Source organism: Janibacter hoylei PVAS-1 (genome assembly GCF_004025845.1).
GTDB classification, from domain to species: domain Bacteria; phylum Actinomycetota; class Actinomycetes; order Actinomycetales; family Dermatophilaceae; genus Janibacter; species Janibacter hoylei.
The window spans coordinates 22,638-43,685 of sequence record NZ_PIPF01000004.1 but is presented as its reverse complement, the minus strand read 5'-3'; the positions used below and the strand labels follow the sequence as shown (position 1 = coordinate 43,685).

Here is a 21,048-nt window from a genome sequence, read left to right as displayed (position 1 = left end):
GTCCTGACGACGACGGGCGGTGACCCCCCGATCAAGGGAGGTCGCCGCCCGGTCGAAGGGGGTCAGCCCCGCTGCGTGGAGTCCGTCACCTCGCCGACGAGCTCCTCGATGACGTCCTCGAGGAAGACGACGCCCCGGACCGAACCATCGGTGTCGACGACCCGCGCCAGGTGGGTGCCGGTGCGCTGCATGGTGGCGAGCACGTCCTCGACCTCGTCGTCCGGCTGGACGGTCGCCATGCGGCGCAGGCGCTTGCGCGGGACCGGCTCGCTGCGCTCGGTGTCGTCGGCGTAGAGCACGTCCTTGAGGTGGAGGTAGCCGGTGAGCTCGCCAGCGTCGTCCACCATCGGGTAGCGCGAGTAGCCGTGCTTGGCGACGAGGCGCTCGATGTCGTCGGGGGTCGCGTCACGCGGCACGGTGACGAGCTCGGCGACCGGGACACCCACGTCGGCGGCGTCCTTGTCGGAGAACTCGAGGGCCGCCCCGACGAGGCCGTACTTCTCCGACTCGACGAGGCCCTCACGGTGCGACTCGTGGACGATCTGTTGGACCTCCTCGGCGGTGAAGGCCGAGCCCACCTCGTCCTTGGGGTCGATGCCCATCGCCCGGACGAAGGCCTTGGAGACCCAGTCCATGACGACGATGACCGGCTTGGCGATCTTCATGACCCACATGAGCGGCGGGACGAGCAGCATCGCGGAGCGCTCGGGGCCGGCGATCGCCAGGTTTTTGGGCACCATCTCGCCGACGACGACGTGCAGGTAGACGACGATGAGGATCGCGAGCACGAGCGAGGTCGCGTCGGTGAAAGCATCGGGCACGCCGATGCGCTCCATGACCGGGTGCAGCGCGTGGTGCAGCGCCGCCTCGGAGATGGCACCGAGGAGCACCGAGCAGATGGTGATGCCGAGCTGACAGGTCGCCAGCAGGACCCCCGTGTGCTGCAAGGCCTCCACGGCGATCGCGGCCCGCTTGTCGCCCGCGTCCGCAAGCGGCTCGAGCTGTGAGCGCCGCGCGGACATGGCCGCGAACTCGGCGCCGACGAAGAAGGCATTGGCGAGCAGCAGCGCCACGGTGATCAGGATCGTCGTCATGCCGGCTCACCCCCCTTCGTCGTGTCGTCGGAGTCGGTGGCGTCGTCGCCGACCTGCTCGACGAAACGCAGCCGGTCGACACGGCGGGTGTCCATGTCGGCCACGGTGATCTGCCAGCCCTCGATCTCGATGACGTCGCCCACCTCGGGGACGCGGCCGAGCTCGGCCATGACCCAGCCGCCGACGGTCTCGTAGGCCGGACCCTCGGGCACGGGGGCGCCGACGCGGTCGCGAACCTCGTCGGGGCGCCACAGGCCCGGCACGGTCCACACCCCGTCGCCGAGGTCGCGTCCGGTGGTCTGGGCGAGGTCGTGCTCGTCGTTGACCTCGCCGACGATCTCCTCGACGAGGTCCTCGAGGGTGACGACACCTGCGGTGCCGCCGTACTCGTCGACGACGACACCCATCTGCAGGCCGGAGTCACGCAGCTGGATGAGCAGCGGGTCCAGGCGCAGGGTCTCGGGGACGACGACGGGGTCGATCATCAGGGCCGAGACCGGCACGCCGGCGCGGCGCTCGTGGGGCACGGCGATCGCCTTCTTGACGTGGACGACGCCGTCGACGTCGTCCCAGTCCTCCCCGGTGACGGGGAAGCGGGAGTGGCCGGTACGACGCGCGAGGGCGACGAGGTCCTCGGCGGAGGCGGTGCGGTCGATGGAGCTGGCGCGGTTGCGCGGGGTCATGACGTCGGCGGCCGTCTGCTCGCCGAAGCCGAGGGAGCGGGCGACGAGCCGGCCGGTGCCGGAGTCGAGGGTGCCCGCCTCGACAGAGGTGCGCACGAGTGAGGCCAGCTCCGCGGGACTGCGGGCGGCGGAGAGCTCCTCCTGCGGCTCGACGCCCATGCGGTGCAGCACCCAGTTGGCGCTGCCGTTGAGGACGAAGATCAGCGGCTTGAAGAGCACGCCGACGATCCGCATGGGGCGGGCGACGACCTTCGCCGTGCCGAGCGGCTCGGAGACGGCGAGGGTCTTGGGGACCATCTCGCCGAGGATCATCGAAAAGACCGTGGCGATGACGAGCGCGAGCCCGCTCGCCGTGGACGACGCCGCCCGCTCCGGCAGGCCGAGGGCCTCGAGCCCCGGCTGGATGAGCGCACCGACCGCCGGGCTGGCGATGAAACCGAGGGCCAGGGTCGTGACCGTGATGCCGATCTGGCAGGCCGACAGCAGTGTGGAGAGCGTTCGAAGGGAGGTGAGCACCGGCTTCGCGCCGTGGTCGCCGGAGTCGACGGCCCGCTGGACCGTGGGCCGGTCGAGGGCGACGAGCGAAAACTCTGCCGCGACGAAGAGGGCGGTACCGAGGGTGAGGAGGAGGGCAAGGACTAAGAGACCTATGGTCATGGTGGGCGAGATTCTACGGGGAACCCGCTGGGAGACGGCTGCGAGCACGCTCCCTGACGAGGGCTCGAAGGGAGACCCAGCCCCCCTGCTCCCTGAGGAGGTCGCTCTGCGACCGTCTCGAAGGGAGACCCCACCCCCGCTCCCTGAGGAGGTCGCCCCGCGACCGTCTCGAAGGGAGGTCCGGCCACCGCTTCCTGAGGAGGTCGCTCTGCGACCGTCTCGAAGGGAGACCCAGCCCCGTGCTCCCTGCCCCTCGAGACGGCGCTGGCGCGCCTCCTCGGGACCCAGAGGTCGCCCTGCGACCGTCTCGAAGGGAGAGCACCGTCAGGTCCGCCGACGGGCCAACATCTGGATCGCGTCGAAGTCGCCGCGGATCAGCGCCTCCTTCTTGGCGCGTGACCAACCGTGGATCTGGCGCTCGATGGCATATGCCTGCGTCACTCGAGGAGTCTCGGCTGCCCACACGAGCTCGACGGGCATCCGACTCTTGGTGTACGCCGATCCGCCACCTTCACCGTGCTGCCGCATCCGCGACTCGAGATTGCGTGCGCTGCCGACGTAGTAGGAACCATCAGCGCACCGAAGGATGTAGACGTGGGCCATGGGTTCGATCCCAGCAGGTCCGGGGGTGGGCGAAGGGAGGTTTTCCACAGTGGTCCGGGGTCTCCCTTCGAGACGGTCGCAGAGCGACCTCCTCAGGGAGCATCAACCGGTCCCTGAGGAGCGAGGCCGTCCACGGCCGAGCGTCTCGAAGGGACGTCACCCACCTCCCTTCGAGACGGTCGCAGAGCGACCTCCTCAGGGAGCGGTGGGCTGGGTCGCCCTTCGAGTCCTCCCCGAGGAGCGGGTGGGTCTCCCTTCGAGACGGTCGCAGAGCGACCTCCTCAGGGAGCAGTGGGCTGGGTCGCCCTTCGAGTCCTCCCCAAGGAGCGGGTGGGTCTCCCTTCGAGACGGTCGCAGAGCGACCTCCTCAGGGAGCGGGGGCGAGTCGCAGAGCGACCTCCTCAGGGAGCGGTGGCGAGTCGCAGAGCGACCTCCTCAGGGAGCGGTGGGCGGTGGTGGTGCGGGCCTCCACCCGTGGGGGGAGGCGCGATTCATCCGATGGGTGGATGTCCCCCTTCGCCCGGGATGGTTGCATGGGACCCGACATCAACCGATGAAGGGGACTTCATGACCACCACGGGAGCGCGCGTCGAAGTACGCAACCTCACCAAGAGGTTTGGCAGTTTTACCGCTGTCGATGATCTCAGCTTCAACGTCGAGCCGGGCCGGATCACCGGCTTCCTCGGCCCCAACGGCGCCGGCAAGACGACGAGCCTGCGGATGCTGCTCGGCCTCGTCAAGCAGACCCAGGGCACGGCGACGATCGACGGCAAGCCCTACCGTGAGCTCGACCAGCCGCTGCGCGTGGTCGGGTCGGCGCTCGAGGCGACCAACTTCCACCCGGGGCGCTCCGGTCGCGACCACCTGCGGGTGCTCGCCGCGACCTCCGGCATCCCCGACAAGCGTGTCGACGAGCTGCTCGAGCTCACCGGCATCCCGGCCGCGGCCCGCAAGAAGGCCGGCGGCTACAGCATGGGCATGCGCCAGCGGCTCGGCCTCGCGGCTGCGCTCCTCGGCGACCCGCGCCTGCTCGTCCTCGACGAGCCGGCCAACGGGCTCGACCCGGAGGGCATCCGCTGGCTGCGCGGCTTCCTGCGCCACCTCGCGAGCGAAGGGCGCACGATCCTCGTCTCCAGCCACCTGCTGCAGGAGATCGAGCAGACCGTCGACGACGTCGTCATCCTCGCCAACGGCAAGCTCGTCAAGGAGGGCACCGTCGGTGACCTGCGCGGCGCCGCGACCTCGCTCGTGCGCACGACCGACGCCGACACGCTCATCGGTGCGCTGCGCGTCGCCGACGTGCCGGCGAAGCTGCAGGACGACGGCGGCGTCGTCGCCGAGACCGAGGACCTGCGTCTGGTGGGCGATGTCGCCCTTCGCGCCGGTGTCCCGGTCCACGAGCTGCGTCCGCTCGCCGCGGACCTCGAGCAGCTCTTCTTCTCCCTCACCGAGGGCACGAACCGCAACCTCGGTGACACCGGGGGCTCGGCGGCGCCGGCGATGACCGACGCCATCGAGGGCCAGGAAGGGGCGAACGGCTGATGCTGGGTGCGATCAAGTCCGAGATCCGCAAGATCTTCACGACCAAGCTGTGGTGGGGCATGGGCATCGGGATGGCGGCCTTCGCCTTCCTCCTGTCGATGGCCGCCGCCTCGCTCATCGGTCTGACCAACCCCGACGGCTCGAGCGCAGGCTTCGACTCGATGACGGGCGCGACCGGCCAGATGGTCTACAGCGCCGGTCTGCTTGGTGAGTTCGGCAGCATGTCGGCGCTCTTCCCGCTGGCGCTCGGCGTCCTGCTCATCACGACCGAGTACCGGCACAAGACGGCGACGGCCACCTACCTGGCGACGCCACGACGGTGGATCGTCGCGGTCGCCAAGACCCTCGCGGTCATCGTCGTCGGGGCTGTCCTCGGTGTCGTGCACGTCATCGCGTCGGTCGGTGGCGGTGCGCTGATCCTCACGGTCTTCAAGGACCAGCCGCTGCTGCTCGGCAACAGCGACGTCGTCGCGACCTACGGCACCTCGATCGTCGCGACGGTCGTGTGGACGCTCATCGGCTTCGGCTTCGGCATGCTCGTGCGCAACCAGATCGCGGCGGTGCTCATCGCGGTGGCCTTCGGCTTCCTCGGTCAGCTCATCCTCAACATCGCCTTCGCGATCCTCGGGTGGACGACGGCCGCGAAGTTCATCCCCGGCAACCTCACGACCGGCATGCTCGTCACCGCCGACCCGAGCGGCGGTGCCGTGGAGAGCGGCGGCGACAGCTACTACTTCGCGTGGTGGCTGAGCGCGCTCATCCTCATCGGCTACGCCGCGATCCTCACCCTGCTCGGGTCGATCCTGTCCAACCGCAAGGACATCACCTGACGTAGCGCACCGCGCCTCACCCGCGGGACCGTCCTCCTGACGAAGGGGGGCGGTCCCGCGGTCTGTGCCCCCACCTCCCTTCGAGACGGTCGCAGAGCGACCTCCTCAGGGAGCGGAAATCTCCCCCCGGTCCCTGCCCTTCGAGACGGCGCTGGCGCGCCTCCTCAGGGAGCGGAAATCTCCCCCCGGTCCCTGAGGAGCGAGGCCGTCCACGGCCGAGCGTCTCGAAGGGCCGTCACCAACCTCCCTTCGAGACGGTCGCAGAGCGACCTCCTCAGGGAGCGGTGGTCGTGGGTCGCAGAGCGACCTCCTCAGGGAGGAAACAAGGGTCCCTGAGGAGCGAGGCCGCCTGCGGCCGAGCGTCTCGAAGGGACGTCACCGATCTCCCTTCGAGACGGTCGCAGAGCGACCTCCTCAGGGAGCGGTGGTCGTGGGTCGCAGAGCGCCTCAGGGAGCGGAAACCTCTCCCCGGTCCCTGCCCTTCGAGACGGTCGCAGAGCGACCTCCTCAGGACCCGGAGCGAGGCCGTCCACGGCCGAGCGTCTCGAAGGGACGTCACCGATCTCCCTTCGAGACGGTCGCGGGGCGACCTCCTCAGGGAGCGGGGGTGGGGGTCTCCCTTCGAGACGGTCGCAGAGCGACCTCCTCAGGGAGCGGTGGTCGTGGGTCGCAGAGCGACCTCCTCAGGGAGCGGTGGTCGTGGGTCGCAGAGCGACCTCCTCAGGGAGCGGAGGTGGGACGGGGAAGGGAGCGGGGAGGCGGGGGTGGCGCATGGCGTCCATCACGTTAGGCTGACCCGGTGGGGTCCGCGCTGCCTTCGGGCCCCGATTCGCGACTGTGACGAAAGAGGCGTATGCGCCGTGCCTGACCCCCAGGATGGCTCCGTGTCCCTGAACGACTTCGGCCCCAACGAGTGGCTGGTCGACGAGTTGTACGAGCAGTACACGAAGGACCGCAACAGCGTCGACAAGGCCTGGTGGGAGTTCTTCGAGAACTACACGCCGGGTCAGGGCGGCGGCGACAACGGGACCAGCGCGAAGGGGGCCGCCCCCGCCCCGCAGCAGGCCGCCCCCGAGGCGAAGGCCGAGCCCAAGGCAGCGGCCAAGGCCGAGCCCGCCAAGGCCGAACCGAAGAAGGCAGAGGCCAAGGCCGAGCCCAAGAAGGCTGAGCCCAAGAAGGACGAGGCGGCCAAGCAGGCCGAGCCGACCCCGCGCGAGGAGCAGAAGCCCGCCAAGGCCGAGGCGCCGGTCCAGGAGGACGTGCTCACCCCCCTTCGCGGCGCTGCCGCCCGGGTCGTGACCAACATGGAGGCCTCGCTCGAGGTCCCGACGGCGACGAGCGTGCGCGCTGTCCCCGCGAAGCTGCTCATCGACAACCGCATCGTCATCAACAACCACCTCAAGCGCAGCCGCGGTGGCAAGGTCTCCTTCACCCACATCATCGGGTACGCCCTCATCAAGGCGCTGCGGATGATGCCGGAGATGAATGTCGGCTACACGACGAACGACAAGGGCAAGCCCGTCGTCGTCCAGCCCGCGCACATCGGCCTGGGCATCGCCATCGACCTGCAGAAGGACGACGGCTCCCGCCAGCTCTTGGTCCCGGCGATCAAGCCGGCCGAGACGATGGACTTCAAGGCCTTCTGGCAGGCCTACGAGGTCGTCGTCACGAAGGCCCGCGACGGCAAGCTGACCGTCGAGGACTTCCAGGGCACGACGATGTCGCTGACCAACCCCGGCGGCATCGGCACGGTCCACTCGATCCCGCGCCTGATGAAGGGCCAGGGCGCCATCATCGGCGTCGGGGCTCTCGACTACCCCGCCGAGTGGCAGGGCGCGAGCACCGAGACGCTCAACCGCAACGCCGTCTCCAAGATCCTCACGCTGACCTCGACCTACGACCACCGCATCATCCAGGGTGCGCAGTCGGGCGAGTTCCTGCGCGTCGTCCACCAGCTGCTCCTCGGTGCCGAGGGCTTCTACGACGAGATCTTCGAGAGCCTGCGCATCCCCTACGAGCCGGTGCGCTGGGTGCAGGACATCTCCACCACGCACGACGACGACATCAACAAGGTCGCACGTGTCCAGGAGCTCATCCACGCCTACCGCGTGCGCGGTCACCTCATGGCCGACATCGACCCGCTGGAGTACAAGCAGCGTCGCCACGAGGACCTCGACATCACGAGCCACGACCTGACGCTGTGGGACCTCGACCGGCACTTCGCCACGGGCGGCTTCGGCGGCGAGCCCTTCCTCAAGCTGCGCAAGATCCTCGGCATCCTGCGCGACTCGTACTGCCGCACCACCGGCATCGAGTACATGCACATCCAGGACCCGGCGCAGCGCCGCTGGATGCAGGAGCGCGTCGAGGTCGGCTACGCCAAGACGACGAGCGACGAGCAGCTGCGCATCCTGCGGCGGCTCAACGCGGCGGAGGCCTTCGAGACCTTCCTGCAGACCAAGTTCGTCGGGCAGAAGCGCTTTTCCCTCGAGGGCGGCGAGTCGGTCATCGCCGTGCTCGACCGGATCCTCACCCGCGCGGCCAGCGAGGGCATGGACGAGGTCTGCATCGGCATGCCGCACCGTGGCCGGCTCAACGTCCTGGCCAACATCGCCGGCAAGTCCTACGGGCAGATCTTCCGCGAGTTCGAGGGCCAGCTCGACCCGAAGTCCGTCCAGGGCTCCGGCGACGTCAAGTACCACCTCGGCACCGAGGGCGAGTTCACCGGTGAGGACGGCGAGACGACGAAGGTCTACCTCGCGGCCAACCCGAGCCACCTCGAGGCGGTCAACCCGGTGCTCGAGGGCATCGTGCGCGCCAAGCAGGACCGGCTCAACCATGGCGGCGAGGACTTCCCCGTCCTGCCGATCCTCATGCACGGTGACGCGGCCTTCGCCGGTCAGGGTGTCGTCGCCGAGACCCTGCAGCAGAGCCAGCTGCGCGGTTACCGCACCGGCGGCACGATCCACGTCGTCGTCAACAACCAGGTCGGCTTCACGACCTCGCCGTCGGCGAGCCGCTCGTCGGTCTACTCGACCGACGTCGCGCGGATGATCCAGGCGCCGATCTTCCACGTCAACGGTGACGACCCGGAGGCCTGCGTGCGGGTCGCCGAGCTCGCCTTCGAGTTCCGGCAGAAGTTCCACAAGGACGTCGTCATCGATGTCGTCTGCTACCGCCGTCGTGGTCACAACGAGGGTGACGACCCGTCGATGACGCAGCCCCTGATGTACAAGCTCATCGAGTCCAAGCGCTCGGTCCGCAAGCTGTACACGGAGAGCCTCATCGGCCGCAAGGACATCACCCCGGAGGAGGCCGACGCCGCGCTGCGTGACTACCAGGCGCAGCTCGAGCGGGTCTTCGTCGAGACCAAGGAGGCCCTCAAGGCTCCCGCCTCGCCGGCGGACGCGACGAGCGACTCGGGCGACAGCGGTTCCGACGCCCCGGACAACGCCGGCCTCGAGCGGCCCGCCGCGCAGACGAGCGACCAGACGACGCGCTCGGCGACCGAGACGGCGATCTCCGAGACCGACCTCAAGCACATCGGCGACGTCTTCGACTCCCCGCCGGCCGACTTCACGATCCACCCCAAGCTGCAGCAGGCGATGCAAAAGCGCGCGGCCTCCGTGCACGAGGGCGGCATCGACTGGGGCACCGGCGAGATGCTCGCCGTCGGCTCGCTGCTCATGGACGGCACCCCGGTGCGTCTGGCCGGTCAGGACTCGCGTCGCGGCACCTTCGTGCAGCGTCACGCGGTCCTCATCGACAAGAACACCGGCGAGGAGTGGACGCCGCTCAACTACCTCGGTGGTGGCCAGGCCCGCTTCTGGGTCTACGACTCGCTGCTGTCGGAGTTCGCCGCGCTCGGCTTCGAGTACGGCTACTCGGTGGAGCGTCCCGACGCGCTCGTCATGTGGGAAGCGCAGTTCGGTGACTTCGTCAACGGCGCCGCGTCGATCATCGACGAGTTCATCTCCTCGTCGGAGCAGAAGTGGGGTCAGAACTCCTCGGTCGTCCTCCTCCTGCCGCACGGCTACGAGGGCCAGGGGCCGGACCACTCCTCCGCGCGCATCGAGCGTTTCCTCGCGCTGTGCGCGCAAAACAACATGACGGTCGCCTTCCCGTCGACGCCGGCGAGCTACTTCCACCTGCTGCGTCGTCAGGCCTACCACCGGCCGCGTCGCCCGCTCATCGTCTTCACCCCGAAGTCGATGCTGCGGCTCAAGGCGGCGAGCAGCCAGCCGGAGGACTTCACCGAGGGCACCTTCCGCGCGGTCCTGCCGGACATGGTCGGGCCGAAGGGAGAGGACGTCACCCGCGTCATCGTCGCGGCGGGCAAGGTCACGTGGGACCTCGAGGCCGAGCGCAAGAAGCGCGGCGACGAGCAGACCGCGATCCTCCACCTCGAGCGGTACTACCCGCTGCCGGGTGAGGAGCTGGCCGCCGAGCTGGCGAAGTACCCCAACGCGGAGATCGTCCTCGTGCAGGAGGAGCCGGAAAACCAGGGTGCGTGGCCCTTCCTGGCCATGAACCTGCCGGCGGACCTGGCCGAGCACGGCGAGACCCGCGCGCTGCGTGCGGTGACCCGCCCGCCGTCGGCCTCCCCGGCGGCCGGCACGGCCAAGAAGCACGCGCAGGAGCAGGCTGACCTGATCAGCCGCGCCTTCGACCGCTGATGTACTTCACCGACCGCGGCATCGAAGAGCTCGCGGATCGGCGTGGTGAGGAGCTGGTCACTCTCGAGTGGGTGAGTGACCAGCTCCGCACCTTCGTCGACCTCAACCCGGAGTTCGAGACGCCGATCGAGCGACTCGCGTCGTGGCTGGCACGCCTCGACGATGACGAGCTCGACGACGAGTAACGTCGGGCAGCAGTACCCAGCAACCCCCGATCTTCAGGAGTACCCGAGTGAGCGGCCAGATGACCGACGCTGCCGGCAACCAGTTCACCCCGAGCGCGTCCTTTGCCGTCGACGAAGGGCGGAGGGAGATCGCGCTCGTCTTCATCGGGGACAGCTTCGTCGCGGGTGTCGGTGACGAAAAGGCGCTCGGCTGGACCGGTCGGGTCATGGCCCGCACCGAGGTGCCGGGCGCGGTCGTCGCCCACTACAACCTCGGGGTGCGGGGTGAGACCTCCGGCGGCGTCGCCGAGCGCTGGCAGGTCGAGGGGGCGCGCCGCTTCGCCGACGTCAGCGAGCGTCGTCTCGTCGTGCAGTTCGGTCACGCCGACGTGCAGGCCGGCACCTCCATCGCCCGGCTGCGGCTGAACCTCGCCAACATCCTCGACGAGGCGAGCAGCCAGGGCGTCGCGGCCTTCGTCGTCGGCCCTCCCCCGGCCGCCGACCCCCAGACCAACGACGCGCTGCGCCAGCTCGTCGAGGCGCAGCGTGACGTGTGCGACCGCCGGGGCGTCACCTTCGTCGACACCTTCACCCCCCTCGCCGGCCACGACCAGTGGGAGTCGGACATCGCCGCCTCCGTCGACGGTGTCCACCCCGGTCAGGCGGGCTACGGCCTCATCGCCTGGCTCGTCCTGCACCACGGGTGGGGCGAGTGGATGGGTTGAGCGAAGGACGCTGGACAAGGGGAAGCAGGTAGGCCGAAAGGATCGGTCCTCCGCTAGAGGTCAGGACCTTGCGTCGTCCTGCACGGCTGCGAGCGCTCGGCCAACGTAGGCTCGAGCGACCTGGGGATCGTTGCCCCCTCCCGTAGCGTTTTCGTGGTGCAGTGCGTTGTCCTGTGATCTGGGGAAGCTCCACGCGGTGAGCCGGTCCCCCGTCCACCGGGTCCGGATCCCGTGACGTGCGGCAATCGAGTTGATCCAGACATCGTCGGCACGTGGCGCGATCTCCAAGAATTCCTCGCCGTGACTGCGCAGATGACCGATCAAGGCTGGGGGATAGACGACACCGCCGACGCCGGTGACGAAGGTGCGGTGGTCGGGCTGGGTGGTGGTAGCCCGGCCCCACGTGGCATATGGCTGGATGACGTCGGCCTCGACGTTGATCGAGATGGCTCTGTGCCCCAGCAGCAGGTCGGGTGTCGCTAGGTGGGCCGACCACAAAGTCGCTAACCAGTCCCGCGGGTAAAAGACGTCATCGTCCGCCGTGACGAGCGGTCCGTCGCCCTCTCGGGGGTCAGCGCAGTAGGGGTAGTACTTCTTGTGGGGACCGTAGTCCGTGCATCTCTTGATCTCCAAGCCTCTGGCGACGAGCCTCTCGAGCATCGGGTAGTCACTCGTCTCGAAGGCCGGGTCGTCGACCCAGAGGATCATGCGGCGTGGTCTCACGGATCCCGCGGCCAACGACTCGATGACGTAGGCGACAATGCCGAGCCGGTCTCCGTAGGAGGTCACTGACACGTCCATCGGGCAGTCACCGAGCACCCGTCGCCGGCTCATGAGGTTGACCAGGCGGTAGCGCGCGATGAGCGCCGCCTTCATGATGGCCTTGGCGCGCCCGGCCCGGGACGGGTCGATGTGCATCAGGTTGCCTCCTGCTTCGTGGACCGCTTGGTGATCTTGCGCCCTGCCGACCGCATGGCGACGACGTCGCGGCGACGTAGACCGTAGAACTGGCGCCAGTCGTACCCAAACCTGCGGTGCAGCCAGACGACGTTGAGGCTACCGGCAATGGTGTTGCCTGCGAGCATGGCCCATCCGCCCCCGGCGGCCCCCACCCAAGGCACCATGACGATCAGGACGGTCAGGTTGGCCAAGGCACCCCACATCATCGACCAACTCCGCAAACCCGGGCGTCCGCGTGCCCCGAGGCCGGCCCCGGCGACCGAGCCTGTGGACCCGAGGACCGTAGCCGCGATGACCAGGTACGCCACCACCACCGAGGGCGTGAACTCCGTGCCGAAGGCCCACGGGACCACAAAGGGCAACGTCAGCCCGATGCCCGCGCCCGCCAGGAAGGTCACAAAGGTCGTAATCCGCGCCACCTGCTCGAGATTTGAGCTGTCGAGGTCAGCAGCATCGGCCGCGAAGATCACGTCACGGACGGCGCTGCTGACAAGCAGCGGGAGCTCGCCGATCGTCACGGCGATGGCGAAGATGCCGGCGTGGACCTCGTCAGACAGGGGCACCATCAGCACCTGCGACATCCGGGTGAGCACGATGCCGGACAGCGCGCCGAGCCAGACCCGCAGCCCGTAACCGGCGACGTCCCTCCACTCCGGCTGCACCGACGCCTCCGTGCGGGTCCCGTCCGCGTCCCGCAGCACCGCACGACTCTTGGGGATGTAGAGGAGGAGCGCCACGAGCGGGGTGAGGACCACGCTGAGGGTCGCCGTCAGCGGCGTGAGCGTGTCGGTCGCAAAGAGGAGGACGACGGAGGCGAGGCGGACGACAGACACGACCAGCTGTCCCGTGGCGAGGACGCGCCACAGCTGGTAACCGGTGAGGACGGCCTGGGGGACGCGCAGGAGCAGCAGGGGCACGCACGCCCAGGCCGAGATCTGGATGAGGCTCTCGAGTCGCTCGTTGCCGGACGAGAGCGGCCCAGCAAGCACGTGGACGGCAGCAGCCGCGGCGACCGCGGTGACGGCGACGAGCAGCAGTCCGTGCTGGTGGATCCGTCGCGCAGCGTGCGGATGTCGTGCCGCGAAGTAGGTCACGGCCTCGGGCAGACCGAAGGCCCCCACAGCGGTCGCAAACATCCACGGCGCGGTCGAGGCCGCGACCTCACCGCGGCCGACGACCCCCAGACCGCGCGCCAGCAGAGGGGCGGTGGCCAAGGAGGCCAGTGGTGGGACGAAGGTCGCGACGAAGGACCAGAAGAACTTCTGCAGGGATCCGCCCACGGCTGTCTCGGCCGAGCTCAGCGCAGGACGCGTGAGCTGGCGTCGCGAGTGCTCTTCTTCTTGCGCTGCTGCTGGCGTGCTCGCCGGGTCGGTGCGCCTTCGCCTGACTCATCGGGCTCGGTCGTCTGGTACTCGTAGCCGTAGCGCGACCCGTAGTAGCTGTAGGCGCCGCCCTCGAGCTTGCCCGTGGGTACCCGGTTGAGCACGGCACCGAGCATGTGCGCGTTGACGCGCTCGAGCGAGTCACGGGTCTTGGCGAGCTCGTCGATGGTCGTCGAGCCGGCATTGACGACGACGAGCACGCCGTCAAAGCGAGCGCCGAGGATGGCGGCATCGGTGACCGGCAGCAGCGGAGGTGCATCGATGATGACCATCGAGTCCTTGGCCAGCGTCTCGATCGCGTGGGCGAGCCGGTCCGAGGCCAAGATCTCACTCGGGTTGGGTGGGATGGTCCCGGCAGCCAGGACGGCCAGATCGGGGTTGCGCGGGTCGTGCTGCAGTGCGTCGTCCATCGCCAACCGGTCGACGACGACGTCCGTCAGGCCGACGGACCCGACGAGCCCGAAGGACTGGGCGACAGTCGGCCGCCTCAGGTCTCCGTCGACCAGGGTCACGGGTCGACCGGACTCGGCCAGGGAGATCGCCAGATTGGCGGCCACCGTCGACTTGCCCTCCGCGGGCAGCGCGCTCGTCACGACGACGACGCGCGGCGGGTGGTCCGGGTTCATGAACTGCAGGTTGGTCCGCAGCTCCTTGAAGGCCTCCTTGACGATCGTCGTCGAGTGGGAAGCCTTGTCGGTCTTGGGGATCGTGCCGACTGCGCTCAATCCCATCTCCTCGAGCGCCTTGACGGAGCGGATCCGTCGGTCGAAGGCGCTGCGCACCGCGGCGTATGCGAGCCCGACGAGGAGGCCGATCAGCGCCCCAGTGGCAAGAGCCAGTTTGGTCGGCGGGTACGACGGACCGCTCGGCACCCGCGCTTCGACGAAGGGCAACAGCTGGATGATGGAAGTCTGAGACGTGCTCGACCCTTGGTCCTCGCCGCTGGCCGGGGCGCCTGCGGTCTCGATCTCCTCGACGCTCTCCCCCAACGCCTTGACGTACGCGTCCGCCAGATCGCGTGCATCCTCCGGGGTTGAGGCCGTGACCGACAGGGTGATCTGCGGGGTGTCCACCGGGACGGCGACGCTCAACCCCTGCAGCACCGGCTCCGGGCGACCGGACTGCTGAGCCGTCTCGCTCGCGAGCTCCACCGCCCGCTCCTCGACGGCGCGCGACTTCGCCAGCTCCTGGTACTGCGTCGCCTTGGCACGCGCCAAATTGTCCGCAGAGACGGCGATCCCGAGGTTGTCGACGCTCCCGGTGCTCACGATCGCGATGGCATCGGCCGTGTACTTCCGCGGCTGGAAAAAGCTCCAGATCGCGGCCAACAGCAGGCCGACGAGCAGACCAGCCACGATCGCCCGCCAGTGGCCAAAGACCAAGCGCCGCAGGCGGGTCAGGTCGATCGTCGCCCGTGAAGTCGAGTCCGTAGTCGTCACAGTGTTCCCTCGAGATGTGGACGCGCCTGAGTTCCCCCACACGCCCAGCAGTCAGCAGTCCGGGTCATCCTAGAGGCTCAGCAGGATCTCCATACTCCCCGCCCGGAAGGACGAGGCAGGCGTCGAGAGATGCAAGCGTGTCGAGCAGAGAGCGCAGGTCGGGTAGCAGCTCGTCGGCCTCCCCGTCCGAGCTCAGCGTGGCGGCCAGGTCGGGCAGAGACCGAGGCTGGGCCAAGGCCTCCCAGAGCATCAGGCCGGGCGCCCCCACATGGATGGGCAGCTCGGCGTCGTCGGCGAGGATCAGCAGACTGCCATCGGCACCTGCCATCCAGATGACATCCGCTTCACGACCCCACATCTCCTGCCCGTCCACGGTGGCACACTAGCGCTCCCGCTACCGCCACCTGGCACCTACACTCACGGTGGTCTGACAAGTCTGGGGGGATAGCGATGCGATCTCGATCGTCCGTGGCGTTGCTGGTTCTGGCCGTGGTGGCCGTCGCTGTCGCAGCCTTGGCCGCCACGCGCGATGGTGGCTCACAGGCCGCCGGATCCGGAAGCAGCCCCATCCAACACGTCCCCGAGCAGGACGGGCGGCTACGTCTGGTGGCGCACGGGGACTCAATCACGCAGGGCGACTCACCGAGCATCTCCACCGGAGATCTGGGACCCAGATCGTGGGTGAAACACATCGACAACAGCTCGTTTCGCTTTGTCGGAGGTTCGGCCCGAGGCGGCCTGACGTCCGCGCGCGCCCTTGACGACATCCGCAGCGACTTTCGCGGAGACATCGTCGTGTACGCCCTCGGAACCAACGACCTCAGGACGGCCGAGAGCACCCCTGCGCAGTTCGTGCGCAACATCGTCAAGCATCACCGGCATTCCACTGGGTCGAGGGATGCCACCGTCGTGATCGTCGCAGTTGGGCCCATGAGGGATCGCAGCGCCAAGGAGATCAGCGCCTGGAACGCCGCCGTCAAACGCGGCGCACGCGCACACGGATTTCACTTCATCGACCCGTGGACGTCGATACGAACCGTCGACTACACCTGGCGCGACCCGGATGACACCTTCGACGGCCTCCACCCCACGGCCTCGGGTGCGCGCAAGCTGGGCCGGGCGATCAGCCGGCAGCTGACAGACCTGGAGTCGTCCCAGTAGACACGGAGCTGTCGGCGCCGGCATCTGTCTGCCCCTGATCGAGCGTCGCCTCGCTCGTTGTGAGCGGGAACGCCGCCGCCCACGCCATCGCCGCGATCAGCCAGAAGGATCGGCCGTCGACGGCGTATCCCATAAAGGAGCTCGACGCGAAGAAACCGACCCACACGGTGAACGTCGCGACCGTCTCGGGCGTAGCTGCTCGGGTGGCGACAATCGGACGGAGCATCGTGTACAGGTGAAGCAAGAGCAGGCCCAAGGAGAAGGTCAGGCCAAAGGCCAGCCCCGCGATGAGGTATCCGTTCTCCAAGCTGGAGCGGAGGATCCCGGTGCCCCTTAGGTCATGACCTCCCGGGTAACCAAACCACAGGTACTCGTCAAGGTGTTCGATGGCCCACTGCAGCGCCTGCGCTCGTAGCCGAGCAGACCCTTGATCGTCCTGGACCTTGTCGCGGAGGGCGGCGGCTCCCTCACTGCGCCAGAACTCGAACCCGAGTGCACCGGCCAAGGCGGCCGCCGCTCCGGCTGCGAGCCAGCGTCGACCGTGCCACACGATCACGAAGACGACCCCCAGTGCCGCTAGTGCTGTGGACGCGCGTCCCGTGCTGAGTGCGCAGGCGTAAAGCAGCACACCCGAGATGATCACGGCGGTGATCGGCGACTTCAGCCGCGCGAGGAGCGGGATACACATGGCGAGGAAGGCGGCCAGCTGCAGGGGGTGCCCCATTGTGCCGAGCGGGATGGGGAAGGTGTCCGTCCACCAGTACGAGAGTTCGTAGTAACTGCGCCAGAAGACCCATTGCTCCATGTCGGAGGTGTACTGAACATAAGCAATGACGACCTGGACCAGCGCCATGATCAGCAGGAGCCGTCTCAGGGTCTTTTGGGACGCAGGTCGGCGCCTCAGCTCGATGAGAGTCAACGGGAAGAGCAAGAACGGGACGACGAAGATGCGCAGATCGGTGCTGACCACCCATTGCGGATCAGACTGCCACGGGTTGAGCAAGTCCAACATGCTGAGCGACATGACCAAGACAAGACCGATGATGACCGGGACGCCCGGACGGACCAACAGCCTCAGCTCGGATCTGTCACGGGTGACCAGGTGCTGACCCACTAACGCAAGCGTCAAGTACGACGCGGGGTGGAGGAAGGGAACGATGAGTCCGTCCGCCTGCGATGGGATCGCCACGTACAGCGCCATGATCAGGCCGAGGACCCAGACGGTCCGATTGCGCAGCAACCACACGACGAGCAGGCAGGCAACCGTCGTCAGTGCAGCCGGGATCATCGCGACGCCGCACGGTACGCGTCGAGAAGCCGCTCGACGACCGACTCCATGGTCACGTGCTCACGCACCCAGGCGACCCCGGCCGCGCCCGCCGTCGCCCGACGCTGCGGGTCGGCGAGCAGCCGAGACATCGCATCGGCGAGCGGCTGCGCCTCGAGCCCGGTCACGACCTCTCCCCCGGTCTCGGCGACGGCACCTGCGAGACCGCAGTCGCTCATGACGACCGTGGGCAGCCCGACGCTCATGGCCTCGACGACGGTCATGCCGTAGGGCTCCTCGACGGCCGGGAGCACGTAGGCGGCCGCGCGGGTCATCCGCTCGAGGGTCGCCTCGGGCGCGACGGCGCCCTCGTAGGTGATGCGGCCGTCGGCGTCGTCGGTCGCGAGCGCCGCGCGCAGGGCGTCGCCCTCCCCTTCGTCCGGCCCGCAGACCGTGAAGGTGACGTCCGGATGCTCTCGTGCCGCGATCTGGGCGGCGGCGACGAAGACGGCCGGCCGCTTGCGCGGGGCGACCCGGGCGAGGAAGAGGACCTCACGTGCCCCGACCGGGTCGGCACGCAGCGAGGTCTCGGGGACCCCGTTGTGCAGCACCGTGATGCCGCCCAGCCCGGGGACGACCTCCTCGAGGTCGGACCGCTCGAGCTCCGTGAGGGCGAAAACCGCCCGCGCCCCGCGCAGGACCGGACGGGTGAGGCCGGCGTCGAGCGGCGGTACGAGGGGCGAGTCGGAGGCGTCGATCATCCCGTGCGTCTGGGCGACGTAGGGCAGGCCGAGCGCCTTGAGCAGACGTCCGGCGGGCAGGGTGACGAGGTCGCGGGCGAGGTGCAGGTGCACGACATCGGCCGTCGGCGCCCACCGTCGCAGCCAGGCGAGCAGCCCGGGTGAGACGAGTCCGGCGAAGCCGGTGCCGGGCAGCGCCTGGTGGGCGGGGAAGAGCGTGACGGGGTCGTCGCCGAAGTGCGTGGGCAGTTCGCCCTCCCACCCCCGCGCCCCGGCGGCGACGACGACGTCATGACCGGCGGCCCGCAGGGCGTTGGCCTGGTTCATGGCCACGCGCAGGGGGCCGCCGAAGGCCCCGTCGGGGTCGACGAGGGAGACGACGTGCAGGATCCGCATCAGTCTCGGGCGCTCCTCACCGAGGTGGCCTCGCCGATGGGCGCGAGGACCTTGCTGCCGGCCGGCACATCGGCGACGACGAGGGCGCCGGCACCGACGACGGAGTCGTCACCGATGGTGACGCCGCGCAGGACGGTGGAGCGGGCGGCCAGCCAGCACCGCTCGCCGATGGTGATGGGCGCGTTGTCGAACTCGAAGTGGTCGTCGTGGAACTGGTGGCTGCCGGTGCACACGAAGACGTCCTGGGAGATGCACGTGTTGGAGCCGACGGTGATCGGCTCCAGGTTGAGCATCCAAGCCTGCTCCCCGATCCACACGTTGTCGCCGAGCGTGAGCTTCCACGGCCAGTGGATGCGCACCCGGTGCCGCACCAGGCAGCCCTCGCCGATCGTCGCACCGAAGCGTCGCAGCACGGCGATCCGCACCCCCGCCGGGCACCACCAGTGCTGCAGCAGCAGTCCCTGGACCGCCAGCCAGGCCGCCTGCCACATCCGCGACCGCCCCTTGTCGTACCCCACCCCGGTGAACCCGGACAGATCCCTCATGGCGCCAAGGGTAAGGCTCAGGCCGAAGGGCGGGTGCGGCGATAGTCGCGCACCTCACCCGCGATGGTCGGCAGCGAGCGAAGGGCGGTCACCAGACGTTGGTACCGGCGGCGCCAGACCTGTCGGCGGGAGACCTCGAGGATGTGCAGGTCCTTGTTGGCCATCGCCTCCCGGGTGGGGACGAGGGCGCGGTAGAGCATGACCGGCCGCTGGCGCCAAGGAGCCTCGAGGATGGTGACCAGCCGGATGGACGCGGACGAGCGTGCGGTGGTGCGCAGGACCCATTCGCGGGAGGGCTCGGGCACGTGGCCGAGCTCGATGCCCGGGTAGGTGTCACGCAGGAAGTCGGCGAGCGCTGCGACCGACCCGGTCGCCCTGGCCATGGCGAGGACCTCGTCCGCCGGAGCCAGCTCGGCAGCCCGCTGCATCAGCTCGTCGACGAGCCTGCGTCCCACGCCGGCGTCGTCGCTGCGCAGCACGCTCGTGGCGAGCACCACGACGTGACCGGCGGCGTCGGGCACCGGGACGACCTCGCTGGCCATCGGGGCGGTGGCGCCGGAGGCCGTCAACGCCTCGACGACCTGGTCGGTGGGGCGGTCGCAGCCGGGCAGGTAGTCGTGCACGTCGATGTCGCACGGCCAGCCGGGGTGGAAGTAGCTGATCCCGTGGATCGGGAATCCGTTGTCGTGGGAGTCGACCGGTCGGGTGCGCCAGCCGAGCCCCTCGAGGAAGCGCCCCACGGCTTCGCGGTGCTCCGGGGCGGGCAGGATGTCGACGTCCGAGCAGGAGGCCTTGGACCGCAGCCCGCTGTCGGTGGCCGGGCGGCCCTTGACGATGACGTAGCGCCAGCCGCGCCGGCGCCCCTCGCGCGCGAGCATGGCGTTGGCGAGGGTCACGGCATCAGCCATCGTCAGGACGTGACCGGCAGGAGCCGTCATGGGACCACCACGTCGCTGCACCCGGCAGCCCTGCGGATGCCCGCGCGGAAGGACTCCCACGAGACGCGGGCGGCGTACTCGAGGGCGAGCTCGTGGTACGGCCGCTCCGCCTGTGCGGTGGAGCGTGCAGCCTGCAGCGCCTCAACGATGGGCTGGACACGACCCGGCTCGATGACGGTCGCCAACTCGTCAGGCAGGTCGAGGTCGACGAGCCCGGTGTGGCTCGTGGCGATGATGCGGCAGCCGTGCGCGAGCGCCTCCCCGAGCACGAGGCCGAAGCCCTCGAGCAGGCTCGGGAGGACGAAGGTGTCGGCGGCGACGAACTCGCGCGCCAGGTCCTCGCGGGAGAGCTTGCTGAGGATCGCCACCCCGGGGGCGGACTTGGCGATGCGCTCGATCTCGGGGTCGGTGAAGTTGGCGACGAGCACGAGGTCGGCGTCGTCGAGCGAGGCCTGCTGCCAGGCCTCGAGGAGCAGGTGGACACCCTTGCGCTGGCTGCCCTTGCCGACGAAGAGGAACCTCACGCGGTCCCCCGGCGCGGGCTTGGGCAGGGTCGTGGGCGGCGGGCAGCCGTACGGCACGACGGAGACGAGGGCCGGGTCGGCGCCGTTGTGGATCAGGCCGCGGGCGGTGAGCGTCGACGCACACAGGTAGCTGTCGGCCGCCTCGACCTCGCCGCGGTGCCGGACCTCCATGCGCGGGTCGACGACCTCGGACTGCGGCGCCCAGTCACCGGCGTGCTCGAGCTCGTCGAGCCCGTCCATGATGCCCTCGAGGTAGGCCGGCCCCGGGTGGTACTGGAAGAGGATCCGCTGCCCCGTGCTCGGGCCGCGGAATGCCTCGAGCGCACTCCCGCTGTAGAGCAGCAGCGAGGACTCGCGGCTGCGACGGGCAACTCTGGCGGTGGCGGCGCCGAGCGCCTTCTCGACGCGGTAGGTGGGGAACTCCGCGGGGCCGCGTCGGTTGGCCACCTCGTAGGGCAGCTGGTGGAGCACCGTCGTCATCGACGAGGTGACGAGCGCCGGCGGGATCGCCGGGTCGTGTCGGTGCCCGAGCGTCGGCAGGCGCAGGCCGGAGCCCTCGTAGTAGTCGGTGACGAACTGGTCGAGCTGCCCGACCTCGGCGAGCGCCACGGGGACCTGGTACGAGTCCCGGTCCCGGTTGAGCGCAACCACAAACCCCATTGATCTCCCCATCGTGCGGCGGGTGCGTCGGCGACGGTGCACATCCCCGCGGCGAGGATACT

Annotated in this window: 18 protein-coding genes; 6 read left to right on the top strand and 12 right to left on the bottom strand. The window is 69.2% G+C overall.

What is annotated here, in order from left to right; all coding sequences use genetic code 11:
• Positions 1 to 62 precede the first annotated feature (62 nt).
• The 3 genes from CWN80_RS04925 to CWN80_RS04915 all read right to left on the bottom strand — a co-directional run bounded on the left by CWN80_RS04925 (position 63) and on the right by CWN80_RS04915 (position 3,037).
• The gene (locus CWN80_RS04925; RefSeq protein ID WP_007927828.1) at positions 63 to 1,094 is read right to left on the bottom strand and encodes a hemolysin family protein; all 1,032 of its coding nucleotides are present in this window, start codon (positions 1,092 to 1,094) and stop codon (positions 63 to 65) included.
• Positions 1,091 to 2,434: a hemolysin family protein gene (locus CWN80_RS04920; RefSeq protein ID WP_007927829.1), complete on the bottom strand. Its 1,344-nt coding sequence runs from the start codon at positions 2,432 to 2,434 to the stop codon at positions 1,091 to 1,093. Before CWN80_RS04920 ends, CWN80_RS04925 begins: the two co-directional genes overlap by 4 nt.
• Before the next feature lie 324 nt (positions 2,435 to 2,758).
• Positions 2,759 to 3,037 (bottom strand): GIY-YIG nuclease family protein, encoded by a 279-nt coding sequence (locus CWN80_RS04915; protein ID WP_007925692.1) that lies wholly within the window; start codon positions 3,035 to 3,037, stop codon positions 2,759 to 2,761.
• Between the two features lie 567 nt (positions 3,038 to 3,604).
• Here CWN80_RS04915 and CWN80_RS04910 point away from each other — a divergent pair.
• From CWN80_RS04910 to CWN80_RS04890, 5 genes are all read left to right on the top strand, one after another.
• Positions 3,605 to 4,579, top strand: a complete 975-nt coding sequence (locus tag CWN80_RS04910; protein ID WP_007925691.1) for an ABC transporter ATP-binding protein — start codon at positions 3,605 to 3,607, stop codon at positions 4,577 to 4,579.
• Positions 4,579 to 5,409 (top strand): ABC-2 transporter permease, encoded by an 831-nt coding sequence (locus tag CWN80_RS04905; protein WP_007925690.1) that lies wholly within the window; start codon positions 4,579 to 4,581, stop codon positions 5,407 to 5,409. The genes CWN80_RS04910 and CWN80_RS04905 overlap by 1 nt, the downstream gene beginning before the upstream one ends.
• 884 nt (positions 5,410 to 6,293) lie before the next feature.
• Positions 6,294 to 10,085: a multifunctional oxoglutarate decarboxylase/oxoglutarate dehydrogenase thiamine pyrophosphate-binding subunit/dihydrolipoyllysine-residue succinyltransferase subunit gene (locus tag CWN80_RS04900; RefSeq protein WP_238148077.1), complete on the top strand. Its 3,792-nt coding sequence runs from the start codon at positions 6,294 to 6,296 to the stop codon at positions 10,083 to 10,085.
• Positions 10,085 to 10,270, top strand: coding sequence for a DUF6104 family protein (locus CWN80_RS04895; protein WP_007925689.1), 186 nt, complete (start codon positions 10,085 to 10,087; stop codon positions 10,268 to 10,270). The genes CWN80_RS04900 and CWN80_RS04895 overlap by 1 nt, the downstream gene beginning before the upstream one ends.
• 59 nt (positions 10,271 to 10,329) lie before the next feature.
• Positions 10,330 to 10,974 (top strand): GDSL-type esterase/lipase family protein, encoded by a 645-nt coding sequence (locus CWN80_RS04890; RefSeq protein ID WP_040880819.1) that lies wholly within the window; start codon positions 10,330 to 10,332, stop codon positions 10,972 to 10,974.
• Positions 10,975 to 11,034: 60 nt separating this feature from the next.
• On the opposite strand, the gene CWN80_RS04885 is transcribed toward CWN80_RS04890, so the two are convergent.
• The 4 genes from CWN80_RS04885 to CWN80_RS04870 all read right to left on the bottom strand — a co-directional run bounded on the left by CWN80_RS04885 (position 11,035) and on the right by CWN80_RS04870 (position 15,128).
• Positions 11,035 to 11,892: a hypothetical protein gene (locus tag CWN80_RS04885; RefSeq protein WP_007925686.1), complete on the bottom strand. Its 858-nt coding sequence runs from the start codon at positions 11,890 to 11,892 to the stop codon at positions 11,035 to 11,037.
• Positions 11,892 to 13,214, bottom strand: coding sequence for a lipopolysaccharide biosynthesis protein (locus tag CWN80_RS04880; protein ID WP_007925684.1), 1,323 nt, complete (start codon positions 13,212 to 13,214; stop codon positions 11,892 to 11,894). Before CWN80_RS04880 ends, CWN80_RS04885 begins: the two co-directional genes overlap by 1 nt.
• A 17-nt stretch (positions 13,215 to 13,231) precedes the next feature.
• Positions 13,232 to 14,755 (bottom strand): tyrosine-protein kinase domain-containing protein, encoded by a 1,524-nt coding sequence (locus tag CWN80_RS04875; protein WP_007925675.1) that lies wholly within the window; start codon positions 14,753 to 14,755, stop codon positions 13,232 to 13,234.
• 64 nt (positions 14,756 to 14,819) lie between these two features.
• Complete coding sequence (locus CWN80_RS04870) at positions 14,820 to 15,128, bottom strand: hypothetical protein (RefSeq protein ID WP_007925673.1); 309 nt, start codon at positions 15,126 to 15,128, stop codon at positions 14,820 to 14,822.
• 77 nt (positions 15,129 to 15,205) lie between these two features.
• On the opposite strand from CWN80_RS04870, the gene CWN80_RS04865 reads away from it, so the two are divergent.
• Complete coding sequence (locus tag CWN80_RS04865; RefSeq protein ID WP_083853637.1) at positions 15,206 to 15,916, top strand: SGNH/GDSL hydrolase family protein; 711 nt, start codon at positions 15,206 to 15,208, stop codon at positions 15,914 to 15,916.
• Here CWN80_RS04865 and CWN80_RS04860 read toward each other — a convergent pair.
• From CWN80_RS04860 to CWN80_RS04840, 5 genes are read right to left on the bottom strand one after another with little or no spacing between them, the layout of a single operon-like run.
• Positions 15,879 to 17,204: a hypothetical protein gene (locus tag CWN80_RS04860; protein WP_007925665.1), complete on the bottom strand. Its 1,326-nt coding sequence runs from the start codon at positions 17,202 to 17,204 to the stop codon at positions 15,879 to 15,881. The genes CWN80_RS04865 and CWN80_RS04860 overlap by 38 nt on opposite strands.
• Entirely contained in the window at positions 17,201 to 18,319 is a 1,119-nt protein-coding gene (locus CWN80_RS04855) for a glycosyltransferase (protein ID WP_007925663.1), read from the bottom strand. The genes CWN80_RS04860 and CWN80_RS04855 overlap by 4 nt, the downstream gene beginning before the upstream one ends.
• Positions 18,319 to 18,864 (bottom strand): DapH/DapD/GlmU-related protein, encoded by a 546-nt coding sequence (locus CWN80_RS04850; RefSeq protein WP_040880808.1) that lies wholly within the window; start codon positions 18,862 to 18,864, stop codon positions 18,319 to 18,321. The genes CWN80_RS04855 and CWN80_RS04850 overlap by 1 nt, the downstream gene beginning before the upstream one ends.
• 17 nt (positions 18,865 to 18,881) lie before the next feature.
• Positions 18,882 to 19,802 (bottom strand): nucleotidyltransferase family protein, encoded by a 921-nt coding sequence (locus CWN80_RS04845; protein WP_007925659.1) that lies wholly within the window; start codon positions 19,800 to 19,802, stop codon positions 18,882 to 18,884.
• The gene (locus tag CWN80_RS04840) at positions 19,799 to 20,986 is read right to left on the bottom strand and encodes a glycosyltransferase family 4 protein (RefSeq protein WP_051987871.1); all 1,188 of its coding nucleotides are present in this window, start codon (positions 20,984 to 20,986) and stop codon (positions 19,799 to 19,801) included. Before CWN80_RS04840 ends, CWN80_RS04845 begins: the two co-directional genes overlap by 4 nt.
• Positions 20,987 to 21,048 lie beyond the last annotated feature (62 nt).